The sequence below is a fragment of the Faecalibacterium sp. 9 genome (assembly GCF_048320955.1).
GTDB lineage: Bacteria > Bacillota > Clostridia > Oscillospirales > Ruminococcaceae > Faecalibacterium > Faecalibacterium wellingii.
On sequence record NZ_JBLWGB010000001.1, the window covers coordinates 1,727,767 to 1,744,295 of the forward strand.

Below are 16,529 nucleotides of genomic sequence, written 5' to 3' on the forward strand. Positions count from 1 at the left end.
AACACCGTCTGAGATGCAGATAGTGGACGAGATTGAAAAAAGTGTACACTATCTCGCTGAAAAAAGCAATAGAAATTTTTATCGGCTTGCAATCACGGAAAAGCTGTGGTACGCTTTACTAGGATAGTATAAAGGGAAAGTATATCCTTTTTGGGAAAAACACCATGGTGTACCAATAGTGGTACATTTACTATGTTAAAATGAAAGAAAACAATGCGGAAATCCGCATTTGATGGAGGAAATAAAAATGGTAGACACCAAAAAAGAGCAGGAACGCGAAGAGCTGCACCGTGCAATCTGGGCGATTGCGGATGATCTGCGCGGCGCAGTGGACGGATGGGATTTTAAGAGCTACGTTCTCGGTACGATGTTCTACCGTTATATTTCGGAGAACATCGCCAGCTATATCAATCAGGGCGAAATTGATGCAGGCAACCCGGATTTCCGCTATGAAGATATGTCTGATGCAGAGGCAGAGCAGGCACGGGAAGGACTGGTACAGGAAAAAGGGTTCTTCATCCTGCCCAGTGAGCTGTTCTGCAATGTGCGGGCAAAAGCGGCCAGCGATGAAAACCTCAACGAAACGTTGGAAACGGTGTTCCGGCACATTGAGGAATCCGCAAAGGGCAGCTCCTCTGAGGGACAGTTTGCAGGGCTGTTTGATGATTACGATGTCAACAGCAATAAGCTGGGTGCGACCGTTGCCAAGCGCAATGAGAAGCTCGTGAAACTGCTGAACGGCGTGGCAGATATGAACCTTGGCGATGTGAAAGAGCATGACATTGATGCCTTTGGCGATGCCTACGAATACCTGATGACCATGTACGCCAGCAATGCAGGCAAGTCCGGTGGCGAGTTCTTTACGCCTGCTGATGTTTCGGAGCTGCTGACCCGGCTGGGTACCGTAGGCAAGAAGGAAATCAACAAGGTATATGACCCGGCCTGTGGTTCCGGTTCGCTGCTGCTGAAGGCAGAAAAGGTGCTGGGACGGGATGCCGTGCGCAATGGTTTCTTTGGACAAGAAATCAACATCACAACGTACAACCTGTGCCGCATCAATATGTTCCTGCACGACATTGAATTTGACAAATTCGACATTGCCTGTGAGGACACGCTGACCAATCCGCAGCACTGGGATGATGAACCTTTTGAGCTGATCGTATCGAATCCGCCGTACTCCATCAAGTGGGCCGGTGACGAGAATCCGCTGCTCATCAATGACCCTCGCTTTGCTCCGGCAGGTGTGCTGGCTCCGAAGAGCAAAGCGGACTTGGCGTTTATCATGCATTCGTTGGCATGGCTGGCTTCCAACGGTACGGCAGCAATCGTCTGTTTCCCCGGCATCATGTACCGTGGCGGCGCAGAGCAGAAGATCCGCAAATATCTGGTGGACAACAACTTCATTGACTGCATCATTCAGCTGCCGAGCAACCTGTTCTTTGGTACCAGTATTGCCACCTGCATCATGGTGCTGAAAAAGGGTAAAACGGACAATAAGGTGCTGTTCATTGATGCTTCTTCCGAGTGCGTCAAGGTGACGAACAACAACAAACTCACCCCGGAGAACATTAACAAAATAGTGGACACCTTTGCACAGCGGGCAGAAGAAGCACACTTCTCCCATCTGGCGGAGTATTCCGAGGTGCAGGAAAATGACTATAACCTGTCGGTTTCCACTTATGTGGAGGCTAAGGACACCCGTGAGAAGATCGACATTGTAAAGCTGAACGCTGAAATTGCACAAATCGTAGCACGGGAGAATGAACTGCGAGCCGCCATTGACCAGATCGTGGCAGAAATCGAGGGCTGAGATGGAAAGCAAGAAGAAAGATTCTGCATTGGTACGTTCTTCTGCGGCTGAATACCTGACCTTTGTTGCCTCTACGGGTGAGGACAAGGACAGCATTGAGATGCGCTACGAGGATGAAAACATCTGGCTGACGCAAAAGATGATGGCGACCCTTTACGATGTGGGGCTTCCGACCATCAATGAGCATATCAAAAAGATTTATGCTGACCATGAGCAGGACGAAGCGGCAACTATTCGGAAATTCCGAATAGTTCAAAATGAGGGTGGCCGACAGGTTGCTCGCAGCGTGAACCACTATAATCTGCAAATGATTATTGCGGTCGGCTTCAAGGTGAACAACCAGCGGGCGGTGCGGTTCCGTGTCTGGGCAAATCAGATCGTGGAGCAGTATACTATCAAGGGCTGGGCAATGGACGAAGAACGCCTGAAAAACGGTGGCACAGTCCTGACCAAGAAATACTTTGAAGAGCAGTTGGAGCGCATCCGGGAGATCCGCATTTCGGAGCGCAACTTCTACCAGAAACTTACTGACATTTACGCTACTTCGCTGGATTATGACCGCAATGCGCTGACCACAAAAGAGTTCTTTGCGAAGGTGCAGAATAAGATGCACTATGCCGTGCATCGCCATACGGCGGCAGAACTGATCTATGAACGTGCCGATGCCGAAAAGCCGCACATGGGGCTTCACACATGGAAGGACGCTCCCAACGGCAAAATCAAAAAGAGCGATGTTTCGGTAGCGAAAAACTACCTGACCGAAGATGAAATGAAGTCCATGGAGCTGATCGTTTCGGCATACCTCGACCTTGCCGAGAACCGTGCCCGCCGTCATATTCCCATGACCATGGAGGACTGGGCCAAGCGGCTGGACATCTATTTGCAGGCAGATGATCTGGAAGTGCTGAAGGATGCAGGCAAAATCTCGGCACAGCTTGCAAAGATGCACGCCGAAACGGAGTTTGAAAAGTACCGTGTGGTGCAAGATCGGCTGTACCAGAGCGATTTTGACAGGTATTTGGAGGAAAACCTAGAGTAAAGATGAGCCTTGAGATTTGGAGTTTCGTAGTGGATGTGCTCTCATTGATTGCAACAGTTGTATTGACAGTTGCAATCTATTGGCTACAGCGCTCACATGAAAAAGAACGTGAGCAAATGGAAGTGGAGGCGCAGAAAAAGGCTGCTGCTGAAGCGGCAAGAGTTTTTCTGATTGATAATGAGGATGAAATAGAGTATTTGCCGTTGTCGGCGATTGCAAAGAGTCTGAAACTCAAAAGAAAGCATCATAGAGCGATAACGACCAAGTTTTTAAGATGTAGTGAGGAAGTCCAAAAGGAAATCCTCAAGCAAGCCAATTTTCAGCCAATAGAAGTTTCCAAAGAACAGATAAGTGCTGCGTTGAAACTATTAAAAGACGATATTAAAACATACTATTTTGGTCGAGATGTTTTGTATGGTGGAGCTAAATACTTTCATTGGGGCATGGAACGTTATTCGGACGAAAAAACTGAAATAGTAAATCCATACAGATTTGAGGACATAAGGCGAACACACTTTTATCAAGGCGATTCACTCCGATTATTAAAAGACACGAGCTATAACGGAACGCTATACGGATATATGTATGATTACCTTCACTCCGCAGATTTGGGAAAGTCCAAATGGCTACTGCAGCCACCAATTGATATGGTTTGGTCGCAATGCAATTTGGCTGGATGCCCGGAAGAAATAATGACATTCTGGACGATGCGAATCGTTATTGACTGTTGCCGGGTATTTGCTGAATCAGAAGAAGATATTATTTTCGATGAAGATTTGATCGAAACACAGGAAGATATGTATTATTATGCGGTGATGGCGTTGTATAGTACTTACATTGCAAAGAAAGTAGAGAGTGCGAATGAGTAAGCTGGAAGAACTGATTCAGGAACTTTGCCCGGATGGTGTGGAAACATTTCCATTGGAAGAGTGCTGTAATATTCTTGATAAAAAACGTAAGCCTGTAACAAAAAACTCTCGCGAAAAGGGAGAATATCCCTATTATGGAGCTAATGGAGTACAGGATTACGTTTCTGATTATATTTTTAATGGAAAGTTTGTCTTAGTTGGAGAAGATGGTAGTGTAATAACAAAATCTGGCACACCTGTTGTGACATGGGCAGAAGGAAAAATTTGGGTTAATAATCACGCACATGTTATAGAAGAAAAGTCGGGGACAATGCTTCGGTACCTCTATTTTTATATTCAAACAATTGATGTTACTTCATTAATTCATGGAAATATCCCTAAACTTACGGGTAGGGATTTCCGGTCACTGAAAATTGCGCTTCCGCCGCTTGAAATTCAGCGTGAAATTGTCAGTATCTTAGACAATTTCACGGAGCTTACAGCGGAGCTTACAGCGGAGCTTACAGCTAGAAAGACACAGTATACTTATTATAGGGATAAGTTGCTTGCGAATAGCTATAAAGGCGAAATAAAACAGTTAGAAGAATGCTGCGATTCGATAGCGGATGGCGATCATCAGGCACCACCTAAAGCGGATAGCGGTGTTCCGTTTATTACAATTTCAGATATTGATGAACGACATGAAATTAACCTTAATGTAACAAAATATGTTCCGGATGAATATTATAACCGGTTGGCGGACAAGCGTAGACCCCAAAAAGGTGATGTGCTGTATACAGTGGTAGGGTCGTATGGAATCCCTGTGTATATTTCTGAAAATAAAAGGTTTGTATTTCAACGACATATTGCAATATTGAGACCAAACAATGCTGTTATTGATTCACGGTATTTGTACCATGCAATGAATGGAACAGCATTCCATAGACAAGCGGACTTGGCGGCAAAGGGGGCTGCACAAAAAACAATAGGGCTTGCGTCATTGGCAAAAATGACAGTTCCGGTTCCTCCCCTTGATGTCCAAAATCGCATTGTGAATGTGCTGGACAACTTTGAGAAAATTTGCTCTGACCTCAATATCGGCTTGCCTGCTGAAATTGAAGCCCGTCAAAAGCAGTACGAGTATTACCGAGATAAGCTCTTGACATTTGCAGAAACTGGTAACACAATTTTGAACGGAACGGAACGGAACGGAACGGAACGGAACGGAACGGAACGGAACGGAACGGAACGGAACGGAACGGAACTCTGATTAAGCTCTTGCAGTATGTGTTTGGCTATGCGGTTGTTACGCTTGAAGATATTGCTGAAAATTGCGACAGTATGCGTAAGCCTGTCACAAGTGGCAAACGTGAAGCGGGAGAGTACCCGTATTATGGGGCTTCTGGCATCGTGGATTATGTAAAGGATTATATTTTTGACGGCGATTACCTGCTTGTGTCAGAAGATGGCGCAAATCTTTTGGCAAGAAGTACGCCGATTGCGTTTTCAATTTCGGGGAAAAACTGGGTCAATAATCATGCGCACGTTTTGAAGTTTGATTGCTACGAAACCAGACGGTTTGTAGAGTTTTATTTGAACTCGATTGATTTGGCTCTATATATTTCGGGCGGCGCACAGCCTAAATTGAACCAGAAGAATTTGAACCGAATCGAAATTCCGCTTCCGAGTCAGGAACGGCAAAAATATATTGTGGATATTCTTGACCGTTTTGATGCTATCTGCAATGATTTGACCAGCGGCCTGCCCGCGGAGATTGAGGCAAGGCAAAAGCAGTATGAGTACTATCGGGATAGGCTGTTGAGTTTTAAGGAGTTGAATTGATTGGAATATTCTGAAATGAGAGTGGATTTTCTTGGAGCAGCTAGAGTGATTGACAACTTTATAGGTGGTGTGATGGAGCCATATTCGTATGAAGATTACTTGCGGGATTTTGTGAATTGTTCAAGCTGCTTCCTGAAAAAATCCAATGGAAAGCTATATAAGAAGCCGGAGTCAGAAGCACACGGAGAATACGACTGCGCTTCAGATGAATACAAGCTTGATTTTAAGCTTTTCGCATCTCAATCAAGGCTGCAAGCGGCTAAAATCCTCTCACCATCAATCCAAGAATTCATGCCCGGTGTGATAGGCTTTGGACTGCCAGAAAAGCACGAAGGTGTTCCGGGGTATAAACCGATTACTTACAGCATTCCGCATGCAGTGTTTCGGAGCCTAATCTGGAATAAAATGATAGAAATTCGAGAGAAGAAAGAGAAAGAAGATGTATTGGAAAAGGATGTATCTCAAATTATAAAGATATTTGAGACAAAGAAAAATATAATGCTGTTCTTTCCATATAATTTCAATTTTGATTCAAATGACAATTTTGAACAGGGAAGAAAACTTGCGATTGATGGATTGAATGCGGACTTTAAGTATCTTTTTCAATATCGAATGGACAGGTTGCCAGAGTATGATACCTATGTTTCATTCATCTACGAAAAAGAAAACTTTGTAATAACCAAATGGACAGGAGATAAACTTGAATTTGTTGAAATGATACCAGTTTATAGAAGTTCGCTATATTGTGAATTGTGGCATATAGCGGAAGGATAAATTGCAGGAGGAATTTGAAATGTCCTTTTTCAATATCGTTGCGGCTACCAATGAGGATACCGTTGTTGCTGCCTATGAACCCTCCAAGGTGCGCTCTGACAGCTACCAAAGAGAGGCGGAACTGGAAAAAGAGTTTATCCGGCTGTTGTGCGAGCAGGGCTACACCTATCTGCCGCTGCATACCGAGGATGAACTGATTGCTAACCTCCGCAGCCAACTGGAAGAGCTGAACCACTACCGGTTTTCCGATACGGAGTGGCAGCAGTTTTTCAGTGATGTAATTGCCAACCCCAACGAGCATATTCCCGAAAAGACCCGGAAGATTCAGGAAGATAATGTGCAGGTATTGCACCGGGATGATGGAAGTTCCAAAAATATCACACTGATCGACAAAAAGAACATCCACAACAACCGCCTGCAGGTCATCAATCAGTATGAGGTAAAACAAGCAGACGGCGCACGGCATGATAACCGCTACGATGTGACGATTTTGGTCAACGGCTTTCCGCTGGTTCATGTGGAACTGAAGCGGCGCGGGGTGGCCATCCGGGAGGCGTTCAACCAGATCAACCGCTATCAGCGGGATTCGTTCTGGGCGGGCTGCGGTTTGTACGAGTATGCGCAGATTTTCGTGATCTCCAACGGCACAAATACCAAGTACTACTCCAACAGCACCCGCTACAATGCCATCAAGGACGCCAAACACGGCAAGACGAAAAAGGAAAAGACCAGCAACAGCTTTGAATTTACCTCCTACTGGGCCGATGCAAACAACCGCGTGCTAACGGATCTGATCGACTTTACCCGGACATTCTTTGCAAAGCACACGATCCTGAGCGTGCTGACCCGGTACTGTATCTTTACCTCAGAAAAGATGCTGATGGTGATGCGCCCATATCAGATCACGGCAACCGAGAGGATATTGAACCGCATCGAGATCGCTAACAATTACAAAAAGTATGGCACTATCGAGGGCGGTGGCTACATCTGGCACACCACTGGATCCGGCAAGACGTTGACCTCCTTCAAAACGGCACGGCTGGCATCGCAGTTGCCCTACATCGACAAGGTGTTGTTTGTGGTAGACCGCAAGGATTTGGACTACCAGACTATGAAAGAGTATGACCGCTTCGAGAAGGGCGCGGCAAACTCCAACACCAGCACCACGATTCTGAAACGCCAGTTGGAAAACCCGGAAGCACATATCATCATTACCACCATCCAGAAGCTGGCGACCTTCATCAAGAAAAATCCGGGGCATGAAGTCTACCAGAAGCACGTTGTAATCATCTTTGACGAGTGCCACCGCAGCCAGTTCGGTGATATGCACAAGGCCATTGTTCACAATTTCAAAAAGTACCACCTGTTCGGCTTTACAGGAACGCCGATTTTTGCAGTCAACGCAGGAAGCTCCACTGATCCACGCTATTTCACCACGGCGCAGACGTTCGGCGACCAACTGCACACCTACACTATCGTGGATGCCATCAACGACAAGAATGTGCTGCCATTCCGTGTGGATTACATCAAGACGATGGATGCAGAGCCAGACATGGACGATAAACAGGTTTGGGATATCGACCGGGAAAAGGCATTCATGGCTCCCAAGCGTATTTCTCTGGTGACAAAGTACATCCTCGACCACTTCGACCAGAAAACCTATCGGGGAGACAAATCGTATGAGTTTAATCTGCTGACGAATGTGGCAGAGGTGGCCTCTGCCCAGCGTGGTGCGGTGGAGGAAATTAAGCAAAAACAGCGCGTCAGCGGTTTTAATTCGATTTTCTGCGTGGCTTCTGTGCCGATGGCAAAGCTGTATTATCAGGAGTTCAAAAAACAGATGGCGGCAGACCCAACCAAGCGGCTGCGCATTGCTACCATTTACAGCTATGGAGCCAACGAAGCGGAAACGGATGGCATTCTGGACGAGGAAAACCCGGAAGATACCTCCAACCTTGACCAGAGCAGCCGGGATTTCCTGGACGCAGCCATTCAGGATTACAACGAGATGTTCCACACGAACTACTCGACCGATGGCGAACGGTTCCAGAATTACTACAAAGATGTATCGCTCCGCATGAAAAATAAAGAGCTTGACCTGCTGATCGTGGTCAATATGTTCCTGACGGGCTTTGATGCCACGACCCTGAATACCCTTTGGGTGGACAAAAACCTGAAGATGCACGGTCTGATTCAGGCGTTCAGCCGGACGAACCGTATCTTGAACAGCATCAAGACCTTTGGCAATATCGTCTGCTTCCGCAATCTGCAAAAGCGGGTGGATGCGGCAATTTCGCTGTTTGGAGATAAAAATGCGGGCGGCATCGTTCTGTTGCGCAAATATGCGGACTACTACCACGGTTATATGGACGAGCAGAGAAAATACCATCAGGGCTATACGGACATGATCGATGACCTGACGCAGAAGTTCCCGCTGACAGAGCCGCAAATCAACGGGGAGCAGAACCAGAAGGACTTTATCGTGCTGTTTGGTGCACTGCTGCGGATGCGGAACCTGCTGTCCTCCTTTGATGATTTCAAGGGCAACGAACTGATCTCTGAACGGGATTTACAGGACTATTTGGGCCGCTATCAAGATTTGCGGGATGAATGGCGTAACAAGAAGCACGATGAAACCAAAGAGGACATCACGGATGATGTGGTGTTCGAGGTGGAACTGATTCGGCAGGTCGAAATTAACATTGACTACATTCTGATGCTGGTCAAAAAGTACCATGACACCCATTGCGATGATAAAGAAGTGCTCATCACGATTCGCAAGGCGATTGATGCCAGCCCGGAACTGCGTAGCAAAAAGCAGCTGATTGAAACGTTTATTGCAGGGGTCAGCGATGTGGATGACGTGATGGCAGAGTGGAATACCTTTGTGTCCGAACAGCGAGAGAAAGAGCTTACAAAGATCATCCAAGAGGAAAAGCTAAAGGAGCCGGAGACGCGCAAGTATCTGGCCAATGCGTTCCGTGATGGCGAGATCAAAACTGTGGGCACTGACATTGATAAGCTGATGCCGCCTGTTTCCCGTTTCGGCGGCGGTGGCCGGGCGCAGAAAAAACAGGGTGTGATCGACAAGCTGAAAGGATTCTTTGACAAGTTCTTTGGGATTGGTGAAAGTTCAATGGCAGAGGATGATAGCAAATAATATTTGATATTAGGAAAAATATCTGCTATAATATTCACAGAGATCCCGCTGGTTGTGTGATACTATCCTGATACTAAAAAATCAGCAAGCCACATCTAGCACAGCAATCTCATGAAAAAGTGAACATTCAAGAATAGCCTTACTAAACAAATTTGTTTAGTGAGAATCCGAGCTTACCGAGCTCGAATAATGGAATGACGCAAACTTTTAACGATGCTACGAGTATAATCGAAAGATAAATCGCGCTGTGACATTAGTTTGACATTAAGCCGCGAAAAAGCACACAGAATTATAATTCAACGAGCCTTCACGGTTTAACATTTGAGAATAATTTGAAAGACCCCTGAAAGTGACGAGAAATCGAAACTTTCAGGGGTCTTTTTGACATTGTTGACATTAAGAAATGACCGTGACATTATCGAAAATAAGGCACTGTTGCCTGACAATGGGGTGATACTATATCGCTGATATGGCCGTTGGCTTCATCGTCATTCCCAACATGATCGCCATTCTCCTGCTCAGCCCGAAGTTCTTCGAAATCTTCCACGGCTATCTGGCTGATCTGAAGCGGAAAGAACGTTCCTAAGCCATATCATACCTCCTTCAATAAACTTCATGGAAGTCTTGGCTGCGGTGCAGACAGTCCACGCTTGTCCGTCGTTACCAGTGCTATGTGTGATACTATATAAAACCAAAAGAAACCCGGGGCCCTCTGAGTCATTTGACTTTGAAAGGGTTCCGGGTTTTGTGCGGTGTATTCTTGAGGAGCTGCTATGCCGCAGCGACCCTCATTTATTGGAGACTTTACATGTGCAGCAGGCTGCGCTGCTCGCTGGCGCGAAACTTGAGCGCAGCAGCGATAAAGGCCTTGAACAGCGGGTGAGCGCGGTTGGGACGGCTCTTGAACTCCGGATGGAACTGTGCGCCCAAATGGAAGTCACGGCCGGGCAGCTCCACAGTCTCCACCAGACGACCGTCCGGGCTGGTGCCGGAAATGACAAGACCGGCATCCTGCATTTCCTGACGGAATTCGTTGTTGAACTCGTAGCGGTGGCGGTGGCGCTCCCAGATCTCGGCCTCGCCGTAGCATTCGGCCATCTTGGTGCCGGGTGCAACCTTGCAGGGATATTTACCCAGACGCATGGTGCCGCCTTTGGGAATGTTGCCCTGCTGGTCGGCCATCAGCGCGATCACGTTGTGCTTGCCGTCCGGGGTGAATTCGCTGGAATTGGCGTCCTTGTAGCCCAGAACGCCCCGGGCAAACTCCATTACCATGATCTGCATGCCAAGGCAGATGCCGAAGTAGGGAACATGGTTCTCGCGGGCATACTGTGCAGCCTGGATCATGCCCTCAATGCCGCGGTCACCGAAACCGCCCGGCACGATGATGCCGTCCACATCTGCAAAGGCCTCCCGGCAGGCGGCCTGATCGGTCAGGTCCTCACTCTCCACCCAGCGGATCTCTACCTGACTATCGTTCTCAAAACCGGCGTGATACAGGCTCTCCATCACGGAGAGGTAAGCGTCGTGCAGCTTGACGTACTTGCCCACCAGTGCAATGCTGCAGGTCTTGCTGCGGGTGGCAATGCGGGACACCACCTGCTTCCACTCGGTCAGGTCGGCAGGAGGAACGTCCAGCTTGAGTTTCTTCACCACGACGTCGTCCAGACCACCGGTGTGCAGCATCAGCGGGCACTGGTACAGGCTGGGCATGGTCAGGTTCTCGATCACACACTCAGGCTTCACATTGCAGAAGGTGCTGATCTTGCGGCGGATGTCGCCGCCCACGCTGCCGTCTGCACGCAGGATGATAATGTCGGGGTTCACACCCATGCCCTGCAGCTCTTTCACAGAGTGCTGTGCGGGCTTGGATTTGTACTCGTCCGAGCCGGAAATGTAGGGCACCAGCACCACATGGATGTAGCAGCAGTTGTCACGGCCCTGCTCCAGACCCACCTGACGGATGGCCTCGAGGAAGGGCTGGCTTTCGATATCACCGGTCGTGCCGCCAATCTCGGTAATGACCACGTCAGCCTCGGTGGAGGAAGCCAGATTGTAGATATAGCTCTTGATCTCGTTGGTGATGTGGGGGATGATCTGCACAGTCTGGCCCAGGTATGCACCCTGACGTTCCTTGTTCAGCACGTTCCAGTACACCTTGCCGGTGGTCAGGTTGGAGTATTTGTTCAGGTTCTCGTCGATGAAGCGCTCGTAGTGGCCCAGATCCAGATCGGTCTCGGTACCGTCATCCGTCACGAACACTTCGCCGTGCTGCAGCGGGCTCATGGTACCCGGGTCTACGTTCACATAGGGGTCCAGCTTCTGGCTGGCCACCTTCAGACCGCGGCACTTGAGCAGACGGCCCAGCGATGCGGCCGTGATGCCCTTGCCCAGACCGGAAACGACACCGCCGGTGACAAAGATGAATTTGGTTTGTTTCTCTGCCATAGAATTTCCTCCTCTATTTTTGCTTTTCTGAATTCTTTCCCTTGTAAACCTTTGTAAATTCTTTCAGGCAAACGGTCTTGCTCTCTGCCTCTCCCAAAATGAGCCGGTGAAAGCAAGGATACTTTTCCCAATCTGATATTATACACCCATGTCCTCATAATTTTCAAGGACTTCCTGTGCAATTTCTGTGCGGTCACGACGGGTATCCATGGCCTGCTTTTCTATGTAGCGGTGTGCTTCGGCTTCGGTCATGTGCTCGTGCTCCACAAGGCAGCACTTTGCACGGCTGACCAGCCGCACCTGTGCGATCTTTTCCTGTAAGCGGGCGTTCTCCTGCCGGGCACGCAGCAGCCGGTGATTGCCGGCCGCTGCCATGTGCATGGCCTGCACGAAAAGGGCAGTGCTGAAGGGCTTTGACAGCAGCAATACCCCCTGATCGCTCAAAGGGCCCAGCAGCTGCTCAGCCTGTGCGGCTTTGACCAGAAACACAACGCCGGCATCTGTTTTTTCCACAGCATTGATGCACACCTCATGCCCGAATTCATCGGGCAGGGGAGAGTTGACCACGATCAGCTCAAAATCCGATTCCGTCATGCGCCGCCGGGCTTCGGCTCCGCTGGGAATGATCACCGGGCGGCTGTAGCCCATTTCGGTCAGCCGTGCAGCGATATACTCGTTGGAGCTTGCACCGGCACTTACGATCAGTGCACGTCCCATTTCCTTCGCTCCTTTCTCCTACACACTCTTTTTTGCAGGGGTCAGATGGCGTTGAAGTAATGGGTGCGCTCGTATTCAGCAGGGTCGGACGCATGTTTCAGTGCTTCACAGCGCTTGAGCTCCTCGGTGAAGTACCGGGTGGCAAGCTGCTCGGGCAGCACTCTGCGCAAAAATTCGCTCTCCTCCGCGGCCTGTACGGCCTCTTCCAGACTGGCGGGCAGGGTCTCAAGACCGAGCCCCTCAGCCATGGAGGAGTCGAACAGATTCTTGTTCACGGGGGCAGAAAGCACCATGCGGTTCTCAATGCCGTCCAATCCGGCAGCCAGCACCAGACCAATAGCCAGATAGGGGTTGCAGGCAGGGTCCGGGCTGCGCAGTTCCATGCGGCAGTTGTCGCCCTTTACCTGCGGGATGCGCACCAGCTGGCTGCGGTTCTGGCGGCTCCAGCTCACATAGCGGGGCGCTTCATCGCAGCCAAAGCGCTGATAGCTGTTGGGCAGAGGGTTGGTGAACGCGGTCAGCTCCCGGCTGTGGGCCAGCACACCGGCCATAAAGCTGCCTGCAATGCTGTCCGGGGCAATGTCGCCTTCAAACAGGTTGCGGCCATCCATGTAAAGGGACAGGTTGATGTGCAGGCCGCTGCCCGCCTGATCCGGCAGGGGCTTGGGCAGGAAGCTTGCGTGGATGCCGCTGCGGGTGGCAATGGCACGCACGATCTGCTTGAACATCATCACGTTGTCGGCGGTCTTGAGGGGGCCTGCGTGGTGGCAGTCGATCTCGTTCTGGCCGTTGCCGCTTTCGTGATGGCTGTGCTGAGGGCTCATGCCCATCTGCTCCATGGTCAGGCAGATGTCCCGGCGGAGGTTCTCGCCTGCGTCCAGCGGGGCCACGTCAAAGTAGCCGCCAAAGTCGATGGGGATACGGGTGGGGCGGCCCCGGTCATCATTCTCGAACAGGTAGAACTCACACTCTGCGCCCACATTGCAGGTGATGCCCAGCTTTTTGAATTTGCGGTTCACGCTGCGCAGAAAGCCGCGGCAGTTGCCGCCAAAGGGCTGGCCGTCCGGCTTTTCCACATCACAGAAGAACTGCATCACCCGGCCCTCGGTAGGGCGCCAGGGAAGAATGGTCACGGTGGACAGATCCGGCCGCAGCACAAGGTCGCTTTCCTCCACCTTCATGAAGCCGGCAATGGAGCTGCCGTCGAAGCAGACACCGTCTTCCAGAGCTTTGGGCAGATCGTTTGCCAGCACGGCGATGTTCTTCTGAGTGCCAAAGATATCGCAGAAGGCAAAGCGCACAAATTTGACGTTGTTGTCCTCCACAAAATCAAGGATGTCCTGTTGGGTCGAATAGCTCATAATGGTTTCCCTTTCAAATAAAACGCCTAAAGGCCTGCCCTCAAAATGGGAGCAGGTCTTTAGGCTGGTGTAAGAAATAGGAAAAGGAGAATGGCAATTTTAAATTCCGCAGCCTACGGATGCTATTCTGCTGTTACGCTGATGAAAGATCAGACGTAGTAGAGCATCTTGCTGTAGCTGGGCAGAGGCCAATAATCCTCACCGCAGATGGTCTCGGCGTCGTCCGCAGCGGCACGCAGAGCATCCATTGCAGGCAGCACGTTGTCGTGGAAAGCAACGGCCTTTTCTGCCTCGGTGGGCAATGCCTTGGAAGCATCCACTGCATCCTGCAGGGTATCGACGGCGTCGCTCATAGCATCGGCATCGGCAGAGAGCTTGGTCAGGGTCTTGGTCTCACTGCGCACGCTGATGTTCTCGCTGACGGCCAGCTTGGAGGCGGCGGTGTTGGCAACCTCGCTCATGTAGGAGTTGACGGCAGGCAGCAGCTGCTTGCGGGCCATCTCCAGCATGGTCAGGGCCTCGATGTTGATGACCTTGGAGTAGTGCTCCAGCTCCACCTCGTAGCGGCTGTGCATCTCCACCTTGGTCAGCACCCCGAACTCTTCCATCAGGGCGATGTTCTTGGGGTCGATGAGGGCCGGCAGGGCAGCAGGAGTGTTCTTCATGTTGGGCAGGCCACGCTTGGCAGCCTCGGCCTCCCACTCGGCGGTGTAGCCGTTGCCGTTGAAGATGACCCGGCGGTGGTCCCGGATGGTGCGCTTGACCAAAGCGATGGCGGCACTGGTAAAGTCCTCAGCACCTTCCAGCTCGTCGGCGTAGCCCTTCAGCTCCTTGGCCACAGCGGTGTTCAGGATGGTATCGCAGTCGCTGAGGTTCTGAGAAGAACCGGGCATCCGGAACTCGAACTTGTTGCCGGTAAAGGCAAAGGGGGAGGTGCGGTTGCGGTCGGTGGTGTCCTTGCTGAACTTGGGCAGCACGTCCACACCCAGGTCCATCTTCATCTTGGTGGGGCCGGCGTAGGGAGAATCGGAGGCAATGGCGTCAATGACAGCCTCCAGCTCCTCGCCCACAAAGATGGAGATGATGGCCGGAGGTGCCTCGTTTGCACCCAGACGGTGATCGTTGCCGGGAGTGGCCACAGAGGTCCGCAGCAGGTCGGCGTACTCGTCCACAGCCTTAATGACTGCGGCCAGGAACACCAGGAACTGCAGGTTCTCCATGGGGGTGTCACCGGGATCCAGCAGGTTCTCCTCGGTGGTGGACAGGGACCAGTTGTTGTGCTTGCCGCTGCCGTTGACCCCCTCAAAGGGCTTTTCATGCTGCAGGCAGACCAGACCGTACTTGGGAGCGATCTTCTTCATCATCTCCATGGTCAGCAGGTTGTGGTCGATGGCCACATTGGTGGTATCGTAGATGGGGGCCAGCTCATGCTGGCAGGGGGCTACTTCGTTGTGCTTGGTCTTGGCAGGTACGCCCAGCTTCCACAGCTCCTCGTCCAGTTCCTTCATGAACGCAGACACCTCGGGACGGATAACGCCGAAGTAATGCTCCTCCAGCTCCTGGCCCTTGGCAGAGGGAGCACCGAACAGGGTGCGGCCGGTGAGGATCAGATCCTGACGGGCTTCGTAATCCTCCTTCTTAATAAGGAAGTACTCCTGCTCGGGGCCGACGGTGGTGGAGACGTAATCCACATCCTTGCCGAACAGCTTCAGGATACGGATCGCCTGATTGGACAGTGCGTTCATGGAACGCAGCAACGGAGTCTTCTTATCCAGAGCCTCGCCGGTGTAGCTGACGAATGCGGTGGGGATGCACAGCACATCATCCTTCACGAATGCGTAGCTGGTGGGGTCCCATGCAGTGTAGCCGCGGGCCTCGCAGGTGGCGCGCAGACCGCCGGAAGGGAAGGAAGATGCATCGGGCTCGCCGCGCACCAGCTCCTTGCCGGAGAACTCCATGATGGCGGTGCCGTCGCCCACAGGGGAAACAAAGCCATCGTGCTTCTCACTGGTGATGCCGGTCAGCGGCTGGAACCAGTGGGTGTAGTGGGTGGCACCCAGCTCCATGGCCCAGCGCTTCATCACGCTGGCCACAACGTTTGCCACCTCAATGTCCAGCGGAGCACCCTTGTGCAGGGTGTTCTTCAGGCTCTTATAGGTTGCGCTCGGCAGGCGCTCCTTCATCACATGTTCGTTAAAGACCTTGCTGCCGTAGATTTCCATAACATTCGCTGCCATAAATCCTACTCCTTACTTGATCTTATTTTTCTTACCCTTTCGTCTGCATTCTGGTCTGCCGCAATGCCGCACCCAGAAGTACGAAAGCATCTTAACAAAAACGGCGCTGCGAGTCAGGAGGTGACCCACAGCGCCGTTGCTGTCTATGGTTTGATTATAGCCGCTGCCGGGCAAAAAGGCAATTGACAAATCTGACGATTCTGCACAAGCAGCTTCCGGCATTTTTGGAGCATCCGCACTTGGTATGACTTTTTAAGAGGACGAACCCTCTCCGCTCGATGGGAAAAACCCTC

Annotated in this window: 12 protein-coding genes; 8 read left to right on the forward strand and 4 right to left on the reverse strand. The window is 50.8% G+C overall.

The window, feature by feature from the left end; all coding sequences use genetic code 11:
* Positions 1 to 247: 247 nt before the first annotated feature.
* The 8 genes from ACKXF9_RS08335 (at position 248) to ACKXF9_RS08370 (ending at position 10,059) form a co-directional block, all read left to right on the forward strand.
* Positions 248 to 1,810 carry a type I restriction-modification system subunit M gene (locus ACKXF9_RS08335; protein WP_097777956.1) on the forward strand — a complete coding sequence of 521 codons (1,563 nt, stop codon included), beginning with the start codon at positions 248 to 250 and terminating at the stop codon, positions 1,808 to 1,810.
* A 1-nt stretch (position 1,811) separates the two neighbouring features.
* A complete protein-coding gene (locus ACKXF9_RS08340; protein WP_154251402.1) occupies positions 1,812 to 2,849 on the forward strand; it encodes a virulence RhuM family protein in 1,038 nt (345 codons plus the stop codon).
* A 2-nt stretch (positions 2,850 to 2,851) separates the two neighbouring features.
* Positions 2,852 to 3,718, forward strand: a complete 867-nt coding sequence (locus ACKXF9_RS08345; protein WP_418265831.1) for a hypothetical protein — start codon at positions 2,852 to 2,854, stop codon at positions 3,716 to 3,718.
* Positions 3,711 to 4,967: a restriction endonuclease subunit S gene (locus ACKXF9_RS08350; RefSeq protein WP_418265832.1), complete on the forward strand. Its 1,257-nt coding sequence runs from the start codon at positions 3,711 to 3,713 to the stop codon at positions 4,965 to 4,967. Before ACKXF9_RS08345 ends, ACKXF9_RS08350 begins: the two co-directional genes overlap by 8 nt.
* A 17-nt stretch (positions 4,968 to 4,984) precedes the next feature.
* Positions 4,985 to 5,539 (forward strand): restriction endonuclease subunit S, encoded by a 555-nt coding sequence (locus ACKXF9_RS08355; RefSeq protein WP_341474354.1) that lies wholly within the window; start codon positions 4,985 to 4,987, stop codon positions 5,537 to 5,539.
* On the forward strand, positions 5,540 to 6,313 hold the full coding sequence (locus ACKXF9_RS08360) for a hypothetical protein (protein ID WP_154251405.1): 774 nt from the start codon (positions 5,540 to 5,542) through the stop codon (positions 6,311 to 6,313).
* Between the two features lie 19 nt (positions 6,314 to 6,332).
* Entirely contained in the window at positions 6,333 to 9,473 is a 3,141-nt protein-coding gene (locus ACKXF9_RS08365) for a type I restriction endonuclease subunit R (RefSeq protein ID WP_418265833.1), read from the forward strand.
* A gap of 469 nt (positions 9,474 to 9,942) precedes the next feature.
* Positions 9,943 to 10,059, forward strand: coding sequence for a hypothetical protein (locus ACKXF9_RS08370; RefSeq protein WP_418265834.1), 117 nt, complete (start codon positions 9,943 to 9,945; stop codon positions 10,057 to 10,059).
* 218 nt (positions 10,060 to 10,277) lie between these two features.
* Here the strand turns inward: ACKXF9_RS08370 and ACKXF9_RS08375 are convergent, their stop codons facing one another.
* The 4 genes from ACKXF9_RS08375 to ACKXF9_RS08390 all read right to left on the reverse strand — a co-directional run bounded on the left by ACKXF9_RS08375 (position 10,278) and on the right by ACKXF9_RS08390 (position 16,236).
* Positions 10,278 to 11,921, reverse strand: a complete 1,644-nt coding sequence (locus ACKXF9_RS08375; protein ID WP_339394718.1) for a CTP synthase — start codon at positions 11,919 to 11,921, stop codon at positions 10,278 to 10,280.
* A 138-nt stretch (positions 11,922 to 12,059) separates the two neighbouring features.
* A complete protein-coding gene (locus tag ACKXF9_RS08380; RefSeq protein ID WP_339394719.1) occupies positions 12,060 to 12,638 on the reverse strand; it encodes an ANTAR domain-containing response regulator in 579 nt (192 codons plus the stop codon).
* 41 nt (positions 12,639 to 12,679) lie between these two features.
* Positions 12,680 to 13,999, reverse strand: coding sequence for a glutamine synthetase family protein (locus ACKXF9_RS08385; protein WP_348583663.1), 1,320 nt, complete (start codon positions 13,997 to 13,999; stop codon positions 12,680 to 12,682).
* A gap of 149 nt (positions 14,000 to 14,148) precedes the next feature.
* Complete coding sequence (locus ACKXF9_RS08390; protein ID WP_418265835.1) at positions 14,149 to 16,236, reverse strand: glutamine synthetase III; 2,088 nt, start codon at positions 16,234 to 16,236, stop codon at positions 14,149 to 14,151.
* Positions 16,237 to 16,529 lie beyond the last annotated feature (293 nt).

Coding starts and splice junctions, on each gene's coding strand:
- ACKXF9_RS08335 (WP_097777956.1), top strand. CDS start 248: ATGGTAGACACCAAAAAAGAGCAGGAACGCGAAGAGCTGCACCGTGCA.
- ACKXF9_RS08340 (WP_154251402.1), top strand. CDS start 1,812: ATGGAAAGCAAGAAGAAAGATTCTGCATTGGTACGTTCTTCTGCGGCT.
- ACKXF9_RS08345 (WP_418265831.1), top strand. CDS start 2,852: ATGAGCCTTGAGATTTGGAGTTTCGTAGTGGATGTGCTCTCATTGATT.
- ACKXF9_RS08350 (WP_418265832.1), top strand. CDS start 3,711: ATGAGTAAGCTGGAAGAACTGATTCAGGAACTTTGCCCGGATGGTGTG.
- ACKXF9_RS08365 (WP_418265833.1), top strand. CDS start 6,333: ATGTCCTTTTTCAATATCGTTGCGGCTACCAATGAGGATACCGTTGTT.
- ACKXF9_RS08370 (WP_418265834.1), top strand. CDS start 9,943: ATGGCCGTTGGCTTCATCGTCATTCCCAACATGATCGCCATTCTCCTG.
- ACKXF9_RS08375 (WP_339394718.1), bottom strand. CDS start 11,921: ATGGCAGAGAAACAAACCAAATTCATCTTTGTCACCGGCGGTGTCGTT.
- ACKXF9_RS08380 (WP_339394719.1), bottom strand. CDS start 12,638: ATGGGACGTGCACTGATCGTAAGTGCCGGTGCAAGCTCCAACGAGTAT.
- ACKXF9_RS08385 (WP_348583663.1), bottom strand. CDS start 13,999: ATGAGCTATTCGACCCAACAGGACATCCTTGATTTTGTGGAGGACAAC.
- ACKXF9_RS08390 (WP_418265835.1), bottom strand. CDS start 16,236: ATGGCAGCGAATGTTATGGAAATCTACGGCAGCAAGGTCTTTAACGAA.